The 14,294-nt window shown below is 64.5% G+C and carries 10 protein-coding genes; all 10 read left to right on the top strand.

Features of this window, described 5'->3' with window-relative positions:
* The 10 genes from tssF (at position 1) to AC1DFU_RS04970 (ending at position 14,168) form a co-directional block, all read left to right on the top strand.
* A complete protein-coding gene (gene tssF / locus AC1DFU_RS04925; RefSeq protein ID WP_441591279.1) occupies positions 1-1,881 on the top strand; it encodes a type VI secretion system baseplate subunit TssF in 1,881 nt (626 codons plus the stop codon).
* A gap of 4 nt (positions 1,882-1,885) precedes the next feature.
* Positions 1,886-2,911: a type VI secretion system baseplate subunit TssG gene (gene tssG / locus AC1DFU_RS04930; protein ID WP_441591280.1), complete on the top strand. Its 1,026-nt coding sequence runs from the start codon at positions 1,886-1,888 to the stop codon at positions 2,909-2,911.
* A 20-nt stretch (positions 2,912-2,931) separates the two neighbouring features.
* Positions 2,932-4,002 (top strand): type VI secretion system protein TssA, encoded by a 1,071-nt coding sequence (locus tag AC1DFU_RS04935; RefSeq protein WP_441591370.1) that lies wholly within the window; start codon positions 2,932-2,934, stop codon positions 4,000-4,002.
* An 87-nt stretch (positions 4,003-4,089) separates the two neighbouring features.
* Entirely contained in the window at positions 4,090-5,127 is a 1,038-nt protein-coding gene (locus AC1DFU_RS04940) for a fimbrial protein (RefSeq protein WP_092293806.1), read from the top strand.
* A gap of 25 nt (positions 5,128-5,152) precedes the next feature.
* Positions 5,153-6,529, top strand: coding sequence for a GlcNAc-transferase family protein (locus AC1DFU_RS04945; protein ID WP_092293804.1), 1,377 nt, complete (start codon positions 5,153-5,155; stop codon positions 6,527-6,529).
* Positions 6,530-6,579: 50 nt separating this feature from the next.
* Positions 6,580-9,288 (top strand): type VI secretion system ATPase TssH, encoded by a 2,709-nt coding sequence (gene tssH, locus AC1DFU_RS04950; RefSeq protein WP_441591281.1) that lies wholly within the window; start codon positions 6,580-6,582, stop codon positions 9,286-9,288.
* 151 nt (positions 9,289-9,439) lie between these two features.
* Positions 9,440-9,991: a fimbrial protein gene (locus tag AC1DFU_RS04955; RefSeq protein ID WP_092293800.1), complete on the top strand. Its 552-nt coding sequence runs from the start codon at positions 9,440-9,442 to the stop codon at positions 9,989-9,991.
* A gap of 59 nt (positions 9,992-10,050) precedes the next feature.
* On the top strand, positions 10,051-10,794 hold the full coding sequence (locus AC1DFU_RS04960) for a fimbria/pilus periplasmic chaperone (protein ID WP_477105159.1): 744 nt from the start codon (positions 10,051-10,053) through the stop codon (positions 10,792-10,794).
* A 99-nt stretch (positions 10,795-10,893) separates the two neighbouring features.
* On the top strand, positions 10,894-13,572 hold the full coding sequence (locus AC1DFU_RS04965) for a fimbria/pilus outer membrane usher protein (RefSeq protein WP_441591282.1): 2,679 nt from the start codon (positions 10,894-10,896) through the stop codon (positions 13,570-13,572).
* 32 nt (positions 13,573-13,604) lie between these two features.
* On the top strand, positions 13,605-14,168 hold the full coding sequence (locus AC1DFU_RS04970; protein WP_092293796.1) for a fimbrial protein: 564 nt from the start codon (positions 13,605-13,607) through the stop codon (positions 14,166-14,168).
* Positions 14,169-14,294 lie beyond the last annotated feature (126 nt).

Raw genomic sequence — 14,294 nt, forward strand, 5'->3', positions numbered from 1 at the left:
ATGGATCCGAAGTTTCTCGAGTACTACAACCGCGAGCTGACCTACCTGCGCGAATCGGCAGGCGAGTTCGCCGCACAGCATCCGAAGATTGCGCGCCGGCTGGGCATGGAGGGCATCGAAGTCGCCGACCCCTATGTCGAGCGGATGATCGAGGCGTTCTGCTTCATGTCCGCCCGCACGCACCTGAAACTGGATGCGGAATTCCCGCGCTTCACCCAGCGGCTGCTTGAAGTCGTCTACCCGAACTACGTGGCGCCCACGCCTTCGATGGCGGTGGCGCGGCTGCATCCGAGCCTGCGCGAGGGCGAGTTCAGCCAGGGATTCAAGGTGGCACGCCATAGCGTCATGCGCTCCGCAGTCCCGCCCGGCGAGCAGACTGCGTGCGAGTTCCGCACCGGGCAGGACGTCACGCTCTGGCCGATCGAGATCGTCGATGCGCGGCTGACCGCCGTACCGCCAGATCTCCCGGAAACGGGGCATCTGCTCCGGCACCGCCAGTTGCGCGGCGCGCTGCGACTGCGGTTGCGTACGGTTGGCGACATTCGATTCAACGAGATCAAGGGGCTGGATCGGCTTCCGCTCTATATCGACGGCGACGAACGCATTGCTTCGCACTTGTTCGAGCTGATCCATGCGGGCGCGGTCGCGTCCGTGGTGCGGCCGGAGGGCGTCACCGATCATGTGCGATGCCATGTCGTGTCCAGGGCACCGGTCGCGTTCGAAGGCTTCGAGCCGGACCAGAGCCTGCTGCCGCTGCGCTGGAACAAGTTCAGCGGGCATAACCTGCTCCAGGAATACTTCTCTTGCCGGCAACGCTTCTACTTCTTCGTGCTGACGGATCTGGCGAAGGGCCTGTCGCGCGTGGACGGCAAGGAAGCGGAGATCGTGCTGCTGCTGGACCGTATGCCGGACGAACTGGGCGTGCATGTCGATGGCAGCCGCTTCCTGCTGTTCTGTACGCCAATCGTCAACTTGTTCCCCCGACGCACGGACCGTGTGGAGGTCGACCGCAGCCTGACGGATTTCCATCTAGTGGTCGATCGCGCACGTCCGCGTGACTACGAGGTCTACTCGGTCTCGCGCGTGTTTGGGCAGAGGGCGGAGACCTCGACGGAGATCCAGTTCAATCCGCTGTACCAGACCCTCCACAGCGACCTTGGCAACTATGGCCGGTACTTCTCGGTGCGGCGAGAGCAGCGCATGCTGTCCGGCGATGCCCGCAAGTACGGCACGCGCACGGCCTATATCGGCACGGAGGTGTTCCTGTCGCTGGTGGACCAGGCCGAAGCGCCATATGCCGACGATATCCGCTACCTGTCCGTGGAGGCGTGGGTGACTAACCGCGACCTGCCGCGCCTGATGCCGCGCGGCGTGGGCGGCCATCTGACCATGCCTGATGCGGTGCCGCTCGAGGCCGTCAGCCTCGTCCATGCGCCGAGCGCTCCGCGCGCACCCTACGCGAGCGACGAAGCCGCGTGGCGGCTGATCCGCCAGCTCAGCTTCAACTACATGCCGCTGTCGGAACTCGATCATGGCGAAGGCGCGCAGGCGCTGCGCAACATGTTGCGCCTCTTCGTGACCAGCAGCGAGCGCGAGCAGATCGCGCAAGTCGAGAGTCTGGTCGGCGCGAAGACCCAACCCGTGGTGAGCCGCCTGCCGGGCCATGGCCTGCTGGTGTACGGGCGCGGCGTACGCTGCGAGCTGACGGTGGACGAGAACGGCTTCTCCGGCGCCAGCCCGTACCTGTTCGGCCTGATCCTGGAGCACTATCTCGCGCGCCACGTGGCGATCAACGTCTTTTCGGAAACCGAACTGCACTCGATGCAGCGGGGCCTGATCACGCGCTGGGCGCCCCGGATGGGAGGTCGCGGTGCGGTATAGGGCCGTGGAAGCGTCCACGAATGCGGCGTTGCAGCCGGATGCCCTGCGCGCATGGTTCGACCACGGCCGTCCGTGGAAGTCGGGCTTCATGAGCCTGATGCGCGCGATTGCCGCGCGCGACCGGAACCGTCCTGCGCCGGGGTCTGCCGACCTGCCGTCTCAGGAGACCTACCGCATCGGCCAGCGCCCGGTGCTCGCCTTCCCGCCACGGGAAGTCGCGTCGCTCGACACGCGGCACGGACGGCTCGACATCCGCCTATTCGGCCTGGGCATCTGGGGCCCGCAGGGTCCGCTGCCGCTGCATGTCACCGAGTTGGCGTATCACCGGTCCGTCGCGCTCCAGGACCGGACTCTCGAGCACTTCGCCGACCTGTTCCACCATCGCGCACTGTCGCTGTTCTATCGCGCCTGGGCTGCGGGCCAGTCCACCGCCGCACTCGACCGGCCTGACGAGGAGCGGTTCTCGTTCTACGTCGCCAGCCTGATGGGAACGGATCAGGACGAAGCGCGCCAGAGCTGCCTGCCTACCCACGCCCGTTACGGCGCGTCGGCGCACATTGTGCGCGAGGCCCGGAACCCTGAGGGCATCGCGGCCACGCTGTCGCAGTACTTCGATGTGCCGATTGCGGTCGAGGAGTACGTGCCGCACTGGATTCGCGTCGACGCGTCCGGCCATTGCCGGTTGGGGCTCCCGGGCGCTTCGTCCTTCATGGGCGAGGCGGCGATGCTCGGCGAGCAGATTGCTGACCGGCAGCACAAGTTCCGGCTTGTGATCGGGCCGCTCGACTTCCTCCACTACCAGCGGCTTGCGCCGCGTGGCGAAGACTTGCGCACACTGGTCGAATGGGTGCGTGCCTTCATCGGCTACGAGTACGACTGGGAGATCCAGTTGCTGATCAAGCCAGAAGAGGTGCCAGCGCCGCACGTGGACGGGCGTCAGCGGCTTGGGCACTCGATCTGGCTGGGCGAGTGCGACCCGGCGCAACCCGTGTCCGGCATGGTCTTCGAGCCGGAGGCCTACGCGGCATGACCGAGAACCTCCCCATGACAATGCAGAACCTGGCATCCGCCGCGACGTCGCGCTACGACGACCTGCTCGAACCGGTTTCGGACGCAGCCGCCTGTGGTGATGACCTGGAATACGATCCGGCCTTCATCATGCTACAGGCCGCTGTGGCGCCGTCGGCGCCCGTGCAATACGGTGACTTCGTCGAGACGCCAGCGTCGGTCAACTGGGCCGAGGCCGAGCGCGAGTGCGAAGCGCTGCTGGCCCGAACCAAGGATCTCCGCGTGGCCATCATCCTGCTGCGCGCCGCCGTGCGGCTGCGCGGCGCGGCAGGTCTGCGCGATGGGATGGTCTTCCTCCAGGCCCTGCTGGAACGATATGGCAGCCGTCTGCATCCGTTACCGTACTTCGACGGCGAGTGGGATCCCGTCACGTTCGCCAATGCGCTCGCCGCGCTGGCGGACGCGGAAGGTGCGCTGGCCGATGTGCGGGAGATTCCGCTACCCAAGGCGGCCGGCGCGCAGTTGCAGCTGCGCGATATCGAGAAAGCACTGGCGATGCCGCGCCAGAAGGACGCACTGGCGCCCGAAAGCGTGACGCGCATGCTCAAGGAGCTGGCCGCACGCGGCGAAGCGGTCGTGCTGGCGCTTGGCGAAGCCCACGGCCGGTTGGCGCAGATTGCTGCATGGGCCACGAGCGGACTGAAGGCCGACGCGCCCAACCTCGCCCCGCTTTCCCGACTGCTGCAGCCATTCAGCGAGATCGATCGGCTGGTCGAGCCCGCGCCAGCGGCACAGCCGCCGGCACCCGTGGCTGAGATGCAGGCTGGGCGAGCGAGCGCGCCCGACCTTCCCAACCCCGTTCCGCGTGCCACGACGCCGCCGCCACACGCCGCACCCACCGCCACCACCGTCCCCACCGCCCCGGCAATGGACCGATGGACCGCACTCGCCACCATACGGCAAGTGCGGGAGTGGTTCGAAGACAACGAGCCAAGCAGCCCCGTGACCGTGATGCTGCGCGAGGCGGAGCGCATGGTCGGCAAGCGGTTCTCCGAACTCGCTCAAAGCATTCCCCTCGACCTGCTGTCGAAGTGGGACGCCGTGGACAACTGAAATGGCCCCAACGGGCACTCCCATTAACGCATCGGACGACAAGCCGGTCAGCCGGCGGTGTCGCCCGCAATCTCGACAGGTACTGTGATGAAAGGCTATACCAAGGGCTTCGCCGCGTTGCTGGGGCTTGGGCTCCTGCTGCCGGCGGGTGGCGCAATGGCGGCATGTAGTCAGGTGACACAGGCGGACATCGATGAGTGGACCGCAAAGGGACTGCCGAACATCGATGTCATCCAGAGGGAAGTCAGCTTCCATGTGACGTTTCCCTCGGCGATTGAGGTCAGGCCAGATCTTGCAGTTGGCGAGACGTTCGGCAGCGGGGCGTCCGAGAGCTTGGGACGCAGCACGGCGCTATTGAATTGCGATTGGCGCTCGGGCGGACAGGTTCGCTATGCATTCGTGAGCGCGAAGCAGCAAACCGCCTTTCCGGGGGTGGTGGAATCCGGTCTCAAGGGGATCGGCATTCGCCTCAGCTACGTCCGAAGCTCGGGGACAGTCAGCACCTTTCCCTTCATCGTGAACTTTGGGCCGGCGGAACCCAATCAGCCGTACTTCCCGGGCTTCCGTTCAGGGCTGCGGATGGTGGTCGATTTTGTGAAGACAGGAGAGATGGACGCCTCGTCGACGTTCAGCGCCGCGAACATCGCCACGGTCGCCGGCGATGGTTCGGGCGGGCCGGTTATCCGGGTATCCAACGGTAGTACGCGGATCAACGTGTTGCCCAGTTGCAGCCCAAGTACACCCAGCCGAAATGTCGATTTCGGTACATTTGGTGCCAACAGTGTCTCGCAGATAACGGGGCCCACACGACCGATCAACTTTGAAGTGACATGCATCGGCCCCGCGTCGCCCAGATCGATCACGGCCAAGCTCACCGGCACCCCGGACACGGAAAATCATTCGCTGCTCAGGAATACCGGCGCGCAGCACCTCGGCATCCGGATCAAGGATCGCGATAGCGATACCGTGCTCAGGCCCAACGACAACGCCAGCGTCATCAACAAGCCAGGTAACACGAAGCTCTTCACATACAACCTCGATGCCACCGTGCTGCGAACCGGGACGCAGACGCCAACCGCTGGTCTGATCAATGCCACTGCCGTGTTCACCATGGCGGTCAACTGAAGGCGACGGTGAGGGCGGCAACGTGATGGAGGAGAGCATTTTCGTGCAGGTGGCGAGCTATCGGGATCCGCAACTGATCCCGACCTTGCACAGCCTGATCAGGCAGGCGTCGCGGCCGGAACGCCTGCGCGTGGTGGTGTGCTGGCAGCACGGCCTCGACGAGATGATCGGCAAGTTCTTCGCGCATGGCTTCTCGCATTGGCAAGTGGTGATGCATGAAGGGCTCACCGTGCATCGGCTTGTGCTGGCGGAGGCGACGGTTGAACTGATCGATGTGCCCGCCATGGAAAGCCAGGGCGCCTGCTGGGCGCGGAACCTGATCCAGCAGCAGTACGCCGGCGAAGCCTATACCTTGCAGATCGACTCTCACCATCGTTTCGTCCAGGGATGGGACAGGATGGCCATCGACATGCTCGAGTCGCTGCGCGATGAAAGCGAGAAACCGGTGCTGACTGCCTATCTGCCAGCTTTCGAGCCGGCGGACGATGACCCGTCGCGCCGCGGCCAGCATCCCACCTCCCTCATTTTCGACCGCTTCGTCGCGGCCGGGGCGCTGCTTGTGGCGTCGCGCCGGATGCCGGACTGGCAGGCGCAGACCAAACCGCTCAAGGCTCGCTTCTATAGCGCGCACTTTGCCTTTGCCGACGGGAATTTCTCGACGACTGTCCAGCATGATCCCGAGTACTTTTTTCACGGCGAGGAGATCTCGATTGCCGCGCGGGCCTTCACCCATGGGTATGACCTGTATCACCCGCATCGTGTGCTCGCCTGGCATGAGTACACGCGCGACTATCGCGCCAAGATGTGGGATGACCACACGCCCGAGAACCAGGCGCTTGGGCTGGTGAAGACTGCGTGGTTCGAGCGTGACAGACTCTCACAGGCGCGCAATCGCGCCCTGCTCGGCGTGGACGGCGCGAGCGCTGAGGGCACCGATTTCGGTCCGTATGGATTCGGACAAGTACGAACACTGGCTGAGTACGAGGCCTATGTGGGCGTCAGCTTCGATCGGCGCGCCGCCACGCCGGAAGCGTTGCGTGGCGATCCTCCCTCGCCCGGTGCGGCACATCCTGAAACTGACCTCGCACTCCTGCGCTGCTCCCATGACGTGGCCGTCGAACTCTATCTCGGCGACCTCGACAGCCTGTCTGGCTTGAAGCACATCGCGTTCACGGTGCTCGCGGCGGATGGCGGAACGCTCCACGACGACCTCCAGCCCGCCACGGGATTACCGCAGCTCCTCGCCGAGCACAACGGCTGGCTGTCCCGGCGACTCCTCTTCCAGTCCGGCGCCGACGGCACCCCGGTCCGCTACATCGCCAGATTCGTCAATGCAGACGACGTCACCGTGCACGAGCTGGCGCGCGACGTGCCGCCCTACGGCGCCCCCGCCTCGACCTGAACACCGCCCATCGGCGGACCCATTCCCTTCCCGGCATCTGCCGTTAGACCATGACCCCATCCAGAAAGACCCTGTTCGGCAAGCTCGGCGAAACGATGTTTCGCGGCATCGAGTCGGCCACAACGTTTTGCAAGCTCCGCGGCAACCCTTACGTCGAACTGGCGCATTGGCTGCACCAGATCCTCGCGCTGCCGGACAGTGACATGCACCGCATCTGCCGCCATGGCGGCGTGGACCGCGAGAAGCTCGACGCGGATCTGGTCCGAACACTCGCCGGCTTGCCTTCCGGCGCCAGCTCGATCAGCGATTTCTCGAACCATATCGACATCGCCATCGAGCGCGCGTGGGTGGTTGCGACACTCGAGTTCCGTGACCTGCGCGTGCGCGGCGCCTGGCTCATGGCGGCGCTACTGAAGTCGCCGGAGTTGCGGCGCGTACTGCTGTCGATTTCCCCCGAGTTCGCGAAGATCGGTGTGACCGATCTGAATGCCATGCTGCCGGCCTGGATCATCGACTCGCCAGAGGAAGGGGACTCGGCCTACGAAAGCTCCGACTTCCCGGCGGCGATGCCTGGCGTCGCGTCCGGCGCCATCGGAGACGCCTCGGTGGCCGGCTCCCCCCTGGAGCAGTACTGCGTGGACCTGACTGCCCGCGCGCGCGCCGGGGAGGTGGATCCGGTGATCGGGCGGGAACTGGAGATCCGCACGATGATCGACGTGTTGGTCCGCCGCCGGCAGAACAATCCGCTGTTGACGGGCGAGGCCGGTGTCGGCAAGACCGCTGTCGTGGAGGGGCTGGCGCTGGCCATCGTTAGGGCTGATGTGCCGTCGAAGCTGGCCGACGCGCGGGTCCTGAGCCTGGATGTGGGCGCACTGCTGGCTGGCGCGAGCATGAAGGGCGAGTTCGAGGCACGCCTCAAAGGCGTACTGGCCGCGGCGGAGACGAGTGCCGGGACCGTGATCCTGTTTGTGGACGAGATCCACACGCTGATCGGCGCGGGCGGGCAGGCTGGCACTGGCGATGCCGCGAACTTGCTCAAGCCGGCACTCGCGCGCGGCACGATCCGGACGATTGGGGCGACGACGTGGGCCGAGTACAAGCGCCATATCGAGAAAGACCCAGCGCTGACGCGGCGTTTCCAGGTGCTGCAGGTCCACGAGCCGCAGGAGCCGGCGGCCATCGACATGGTGCGCGGGCTGGTGAAGACGTTCTCGCGGCACCACGGCGTGGTGGTACTCGATGCCGCGATCCGCGCCGCGGTGGCGTTGTCGCACCGCTACATTCCGTCCCGCCAACTGCCCGACAAGGCCATCAGCCTGCTCGACACGGCGTGTGCGCGGGTTGGTCTTTCCCAACAAACGCGACCACGGGAGTTGCAGGACGTGCAGCAGCAGTTGCTGGCTGCGCGCGCCGAACTTGACCTGCTGGAGAGCGAAGCGCGCATCGGGCTCGAAGTCGACGGGAATCTGGACGACGTACGGACTCGCATTGGCGGATTGGAAACCGAGGAAGCCGCCATTACTGCAAGGTGGGATGCACAGCGGGAGGCCGCGCAGGCGTTGCTGTCCGCGCGCGAACGGATCGAACGCGGCGCGGAAGCGGAGGCAGGCACCGATGGCGAGTGGGAGCCGCTGCCTTCGATGGAGGTGCTGCGCGAACGCGAAGCAACCATGGCAGCACTCCAGGGCGAGGCGCCACTCGTGTTTGCCGAGGTCAACGAGGCGATTGTCGCCGAGGTCGTCTCCGACTGGACCGGCATCCCCGCCGGACGCATGGTGACTAACCAGGTCGCCGCCGTACAGGCCCTCCCGGCCACACTCGCCAATCGGGTGATGGGGCAGGAGAGCGCATTGCATCGGATCAGCGAACGGGTGCAGACCGCACGCGCCGGGCTGACCGACCCCGGCAAGCCGCTCGGCGTGTTCCTGCTGGTGGGCCCGTCCGGCGTCGGCAAGACCGAAACGGCGCTGGCGCTGGCGGAAGCGCTCTACGGCGGCGAGCAAAACCTGATCACGATCAATATGAGCGAGTACCAGGAGGCGCACACCGTCTCCGGGCTCAAGGGTGCGCCGCCTGGATATGTCGGCTATGGCGAGGGTGGCGTGCTGACCGAGGCGGTGCGGCGGCGGCCTTACGCGGTGGTCCTGCTTGATGAAGTGGAGAAGGCGCATCGCGACGTCCACGAAATGTTCTTCCAGGTTTTCGACAAGGGATACATGGAGGATGGCGATGGCCGCTACATCGACTTCAAGAACACGGCGATCCTGCTGACAAGCAATGTCGGCGCCGAACTGATCTCGCATCTTCATGCCGATGCCTCTGACGTGCCCGAACCCGATGCGCTGCGCGACGCGCTGATGCCGGCGCTGCTGAGCGCCTTCCCGGCCGCCTTCCTGGGCCGCGTGACCGTGGTGCCGTATCGCCCGCTGGCGCATGCGTCGCTGTCGAACATCGTCCGCCTGCACCTCGACCGCGTCGTGCAGCGCATGCAGGACCATCACGACATCGCGGTGCTCTACAGCCAGGCGGTGGTCGACTACGTGATCGGGCGTTGCCTTGTGCAGGAGACGGGCGCGCGTGCGCTGATCGGTTTCATCGACCAGCACATCCTGCCGAGATTGTCGGCGCTCTGGCTGGAATCGGTCGCGTCGCGATCCGTGCTGACGCATATCGAGGTCGATATTGGCGATGCCGAGCTGGCTCCTGCGGCGGCGCTCTGCCTGCACGCGCGGCAAGCGGAAGTCATGTCGCAGAACTGACAGGAACTTTCGTACGAGTCATATATGCGCCGGAAATGCCGGCTTGTACGATGCGTTCGTCGTGAAGTGAGGCGGGATCCGAGGTTGGTCAACGCCGTTTTGCAGCAACAGCGGAAGGACTGAATCCGCATCTCAATTGGAAGGACGTTTCATGAATAAGCAAGTACTCCAGGTTGCCGTCGCAGCATTGCTCGCGATGGGCGCCGCATCGAGCGCTGTCGCGCAGGCCGTTGTCGCGCAGGGTCAGGTGAATTTCGCTGGCCGGCTGACGGGGCAGACCTGCTCGATCACTGCCGGTGATCGCAACAAGACCGTGACGTTGCCAGCCATCTCGATTGCCAGCTTGACAACAAAGGGTCATACCGCCGGCTCGAGGCCGTTCAGCATCAATGTCGAGAACTGCCCGGTCGGGGTGAACAGCGTATCTGCGCACTGGGAGATCACGAACCTCAATCCTGAAACCGGGAACGCCCGCAATCTCGCCACCGCCACGCCCGCAGGCAACGTTGAAGTGCAGTTGCTCGATCACGACGGCGCGGTGCTGCGTCTGGGCGACAGCGGCAAGCCCATTCAGGTCGCGCGGACGGCCGCAGACGCCGTCGGTACCGCAACGCTGCACTACGGCGGCCGCTACTACGCGACCGGTGCAACGTCTGCGGGCATGGTTTCGACCACTGCGAACTTTACCCTGGCTTACAACTAAGGCATGCGGCAGATTGGCTGGCCCGCTCGCGGGCCAGCCGCTCAAGCGCGTGGAGATCAATGATGCATGTCTGGCGATGGCTCTCCTTCCTGATTGCGGCCACAGTGGGACTGGTGTCGATACCGGCCCAAGCCGCGATTGTCATTACCGGTACCCGGGTGATCTACCCGGAAAAGAGTCGCCAAGTCTCCGTGCGGCTCAACAATGTCGAGGACACGCCGGTACTGGTGCAGGCATGGATCGACGATGGCGATACGTCCGTTCCAGTTGAGAAGCTCGACGTACCGTTCATCATCACGCCGCCGGTATTCCGTGCAGAAGGCGGCAAGGGCCAGACGCTGCGGGTGAAGTTCACGGGCAAGGCGATGCCCGCGGACCGTGAGACGGTCTACTGGCTCAACATCCTCGAAATTCCGCCCAAGCCGGTGGATGCCGATAGCAGGAACATGCTCCAGCTTGCGTTTGGCACGCGCATCAAGCTCTTCTATCGACCTGCCGCGTTGCGCGACGACCCATCCGCCGGGCGTGCTGGGTTGACCTGGACGGCCGCGCGCAATGCCGAAGGCAAGCAGGTGCTGCGGGTTGGGAATCCAACCGGCTACCACGTGTCACTCGACAGCGTGTCGGCCAAAGCCGGCACCGCCGACATCAGCTACCAGCCCCAGATGGTCCCTCCATTTGGCAGTGTCGAGCTTTCCCAAGTCGGGGACCGCAATGTCTCCCCACCAAGCGGTACGGCAATCACCTATTCCCTAATCAACGACTTCGGCGCGACGGTAGAAGACGTCGCCGCGGTCCAGTAACGCCAGCAGGCAACCCAGGGCGCTTCTCGTAGTCGCCGTCAGCCGCTGATGCTGCCGCTGAGTAGGCGTGATCACATCAAAGCAAGGCGAAATGTTTCTATGAGCACCAGGCATCGTTTGGCTGTGCGTCCGTTGGCACGGACGATGATGGTCCTTGGCGCATTTGTGTGCTACGGGCTGGATGCAGAAGCAGTGCAATCGAAGCCAGGTGGCGTACCGATCGAGGAAATTGAAACGCTCAAGACGGGACCGCGGGAGCGAAGCAAGCGGCGTCATCGGCCCAAGCTCGCCTCGGTGCAGTTCAATCCAGCGTTCCTGAACGGCCAGGTCGTGAGCATTTCCCGCTTCACGAATGGCAACCCCGTGCCGCCCGGCGTATACGACGTGGATCTGTCGCTCAATGGAAAATCGCAGGGGCAGCGCGAAGTTCAGTTTGTCGCCGTGGCAGACAGTGACGTGGCGGAGCCTTGCTTCACCATCGCGGCGCTGCGCGGTCTTGGCGTCGATGTTGACAAGGCGCTTCGATCTAGCGCGGACGACGCCGGCGCCCAATCCCGTCACGCAGCAGAAGACGCTGCCTTCAGCGAAGCGGACCAATGCATCCGACTGACGGACCTTGTGCCTGACGCACAGGTCGAACTCGACATCGCGGAACTGCAACTCGGTATCACCGTGCCCCAGGCGAGCATGGTGCAGACGCCATACGGGTACGTGAGCCCCGCCCTGTGGGACGCCGGCATCAAGGCGGGGCTTCTCCAGTACAACTTCAGTACATACAGCGCCAATCAATCTGGCGCCGACATGAGCAGTGCGTATCTTGGCCTGCAACTGGGCTTGAATCTGGGCCAATGGCGCTTTCGCCAGCGCTCCACGCTTGACTGGAACAGCAGCCAGGGCGGCATGCGCTGGAATAACCTGGCGACCTACGTCGAGCGAGACATCACGTCCTGGCGCAGCCGCCTGACGCTCGGCGACAGCTTCACGACCGGTGAAGTTTTCGATTCGTTCAGTGTGCGGGGCGTTCAGGTATCCAGTGAAGACCGGATGCTGCCCGACTCGATGCGTGCCTACGCGCCCATCGTACGCGGCGTGGCGGAAAGCAATGCGCGCGTGGTCGTCCGCCAGAACAACGACATTCTCTACGAGACGAGCGTCCCGCCAGGGCCGTTCGAACTCGCCGACCTACCGGCGATCGGCTACGGCGGAGATCTGCGCGTTACGGTGGAAGAAGCGGATGGGCGGCGCCAGACCTTTCTGGTGCCCTTTGCCGCCGTCCCTAACCTGCTGCGCCCCGGTTTCACGAAGTTCAACGTGTCCGCAGGCCAGTACCGCGACCAGCTCGTTCAGGATGAGCCATGGGTGGTGCAAGCAACCATCCAGCGCGGCCTGAACAATATGCTGACCGGCTATACGGGTGTCCTGGGCTCCGAGGGTTACAACTCAGGCTTGCTCGGCCTCGCCGTCAACACGCCGATCGGGGCAGTCTCAGCGGATGTGACGATGGCGCGTACGGAACTACCGAGCAGTTCGCATACGGGCAGCAGCTGGCGCGTCAGCTACAGCAAACGCATTCCCGGCATTGATACGAATGTCTTGCTAGGTGCCTATCGATATTCGACAAATGGCTTCTACAGCCTGCGCGACGCCATCTACGCGCGGAACGTGCGGAATCCCGCCGGCAACCTGATGAGCTATCGCACGCGCAACCGGTTGCAGCTCAGCATCAATCAGCCGCTCGGCACGATGGGCTCCGTGTATCTCTCAGGCAGCACGCAGGACTACTGGGATGGCCGTCGCGGACGAGATACCCAGTATCAGGCTGGGTTCAGCGGCGGACGCGGCCGGGTTGGATACACGATCTACGCGCAGCAGTCGTTCGACCAAAACCGCGCCAGACATACCCTGTTCGGCGTGAACCTGACGATCTCCCTCGGCCGCAACTCCGCGGTGGATCGCGGTCCGTTCGATTCCGTGTCGACGAATTTGACAGTGGACACCAACGGCGACAGCGCCTTCCAGACCAGCCTCAATGGGTCCACTGCAGGGGAAGCGCCCATTTCGTACGGCATCAACGCCCAACGGACATCGAGCGCTGGCGACAAAACAAATCTGCTCGGTGGCAACGCCACCTATCGCTCGCGCTATGGCACATACGCCGCGAACGCCTCCATCGGGAACCAGGGCCGCCAGTTCGGCCTGAACGCGGACGGCAGCATGGTCGCGCACGCTGGCGGCGTCACATTGGGGCCGCCGCTTGGCCAGGCTGCCGCACTGGTCGAAGCCAAGGGCGCGGAAGGCGGGCGGATTGTCAACGGTCAAGGCGCGCGCATAGACGGCAATGGCTATGCCTTGCTGCCGTCCTTGACGCCCTACCGCGTGAACCGGGTGGCGATCGACCCGACTGACCTGCCGGATGACGTGGAACTGGAGACTTCCAGTGACGAGGTCGTACCGCGCCTCAACGCCCTTGTGCTCGTGAAGATGCCAACCGTCACAGGCAAAGCGGCGCTGGTGGCCATGCATGACGCGGCCGGCAAGGCCCTGCCGCTGGGCACCGCCTTGTTCGCCGCCGACGGAAAGTCGATGGGGATCGTGGGTCAGGGTGGTTTGGCGTTCCTGCGCGGTCTGGCGGGCAGGGGCGCACTGCGTGCGCGGTGGGGCGAATTGACGAACGAGTCATGCGACCTCCCGTACGAGATGCCTGCTGGCGCGGGTGCGGGCGGGGGCGGTGACTCGGCCACGCGCCTGACACTGCGCTGCGTGGCAGCGGCGAGCTGAAGCGGAATCGATGTGAGTGGAGATCCCCGAGAATGAAGATGCACGCGAAGTTGCCCGTCACACAGCAGACGCTGAGGTGCTCACCACGGAAGCTGCGGACGTCGTTGGCTGCGAGCCTGACCGTGCTGTGTTTCCCTGCCTTCGCGGATGGCACAAAACCATCGGTCGCGTTGAATTTCACGGGGAAGTACGTTACGCAAACCTGCCGCCACACAGGGGCAGTGCGGCAAAGCGTCACGCTGCCAAGCATCCCCACCGCTGCTTTAAAAAAAGCCGGAGACACAGCGGGCGACACCGCGTTCACGATCAACCTGGTATGCGAGGGCGGCCAAGAGCCCGTGGCAGTCTCGTTCGTCACCTTTAGGAAGATCGATGGGCGACTGATATCCAGTGGCACCGCGCAGAACGTCCAGGTGCAACTGCTCAAGGCGGACGGGACGCCGATCGCGGTAGGCGATGACTCCACGACTCCGATGTTTCCGATGTCCTCGACAGGGTTGATGTCGCTCTCATTCATTGCGCGGTACTACGCGACGGGAGCCACAACTCCGGGGTCGGTGACGGCCGGCACCTGGTACTTCATTGAGGTGCGCTGACGCTAGCTCAGAAACTTCTGACAAGACTCGGAACTTTCGAACGTTTCCTATATCCCGCGCCTGCCCCGAGACCTAACATGCTTCTCGCAGGCCCTGTGGCCGGAAAGGGGGCCGCGGTTCTCACGG

This window comes from Cupriavidus sp. 10L45, from assembly GCF_056395225.1.

What these genes read in the sequence shown, in the direction of transcription:
- AC1DFU_RS04940 (WP_092293806.1), top strand. Translation starts at nt 4,090, where the DNA reads ATGAAAGGCTATACCAAGGGCTTCGCCGCGTTGCTGGGGCTTGGGCTC.
- AC1DFU_RS04935 (WP_441591370.1), top strand. Translation starts at nt 2,932, where the DNA reads ATGCAGAACCTGGCATCCGCCGCGACGTCGCGCTACGACGACCTGCTC.
- tssF (WP_441591279.1), top strand. Translation starts at nt 1, where the DNA reads ATGGATCCGAAGTTTCTCGAGTACTACAACCGCGAGCTGACCTACCTG.
- AC1DFU_RS04965 (WP_441591282.1), top strand. Translation starts at nt 10,894, where the DNA reads ATGAGCACCAGGCATCGTTTGGCTGTGCGTCCGTTGGCACGGACGATG.
- AC1DFU_RS04970 (WP_092293796.1), top strand. Translation starts at nt 13,605, where the DNA reads ATGAAGATGCACGCGAAGTTGCCCGTCACACAGCAGACGCTGAGGTGC.
- AC1DFU_RS04960 (WP_477105159.1), top strand. Translation starts at nt 10,051, where the DNA reads ATGATGCATGTCTGGCGATGGCTCTCCTTCCTGATTGCGGCCACAGTG.
- tssH (WP_441591281.1), top strand. Translation starts at nt 6,580, where the DNA reads ATGACCCCATCCAGAAAGACCCTGTTCGGCAAGCTCGGCGAAACGATG.
- AC1DFU_RS04945 (WP_092293804.1), top strand. Translation starts at nt 5,153, where the DNA reads ATGGAGGAGAGCATTTTCGTGCAGGTGGCGAGCTATCGGGATCCGCAA.
- AC1DFU_RS04955 (WP_092293800.1), top strand. Translation starts at nt 9,440, where the DNA reads ATGAATAAGCAAGTACTCCAGGTTGCCGTCGCAGCATTGCTCGCGATG.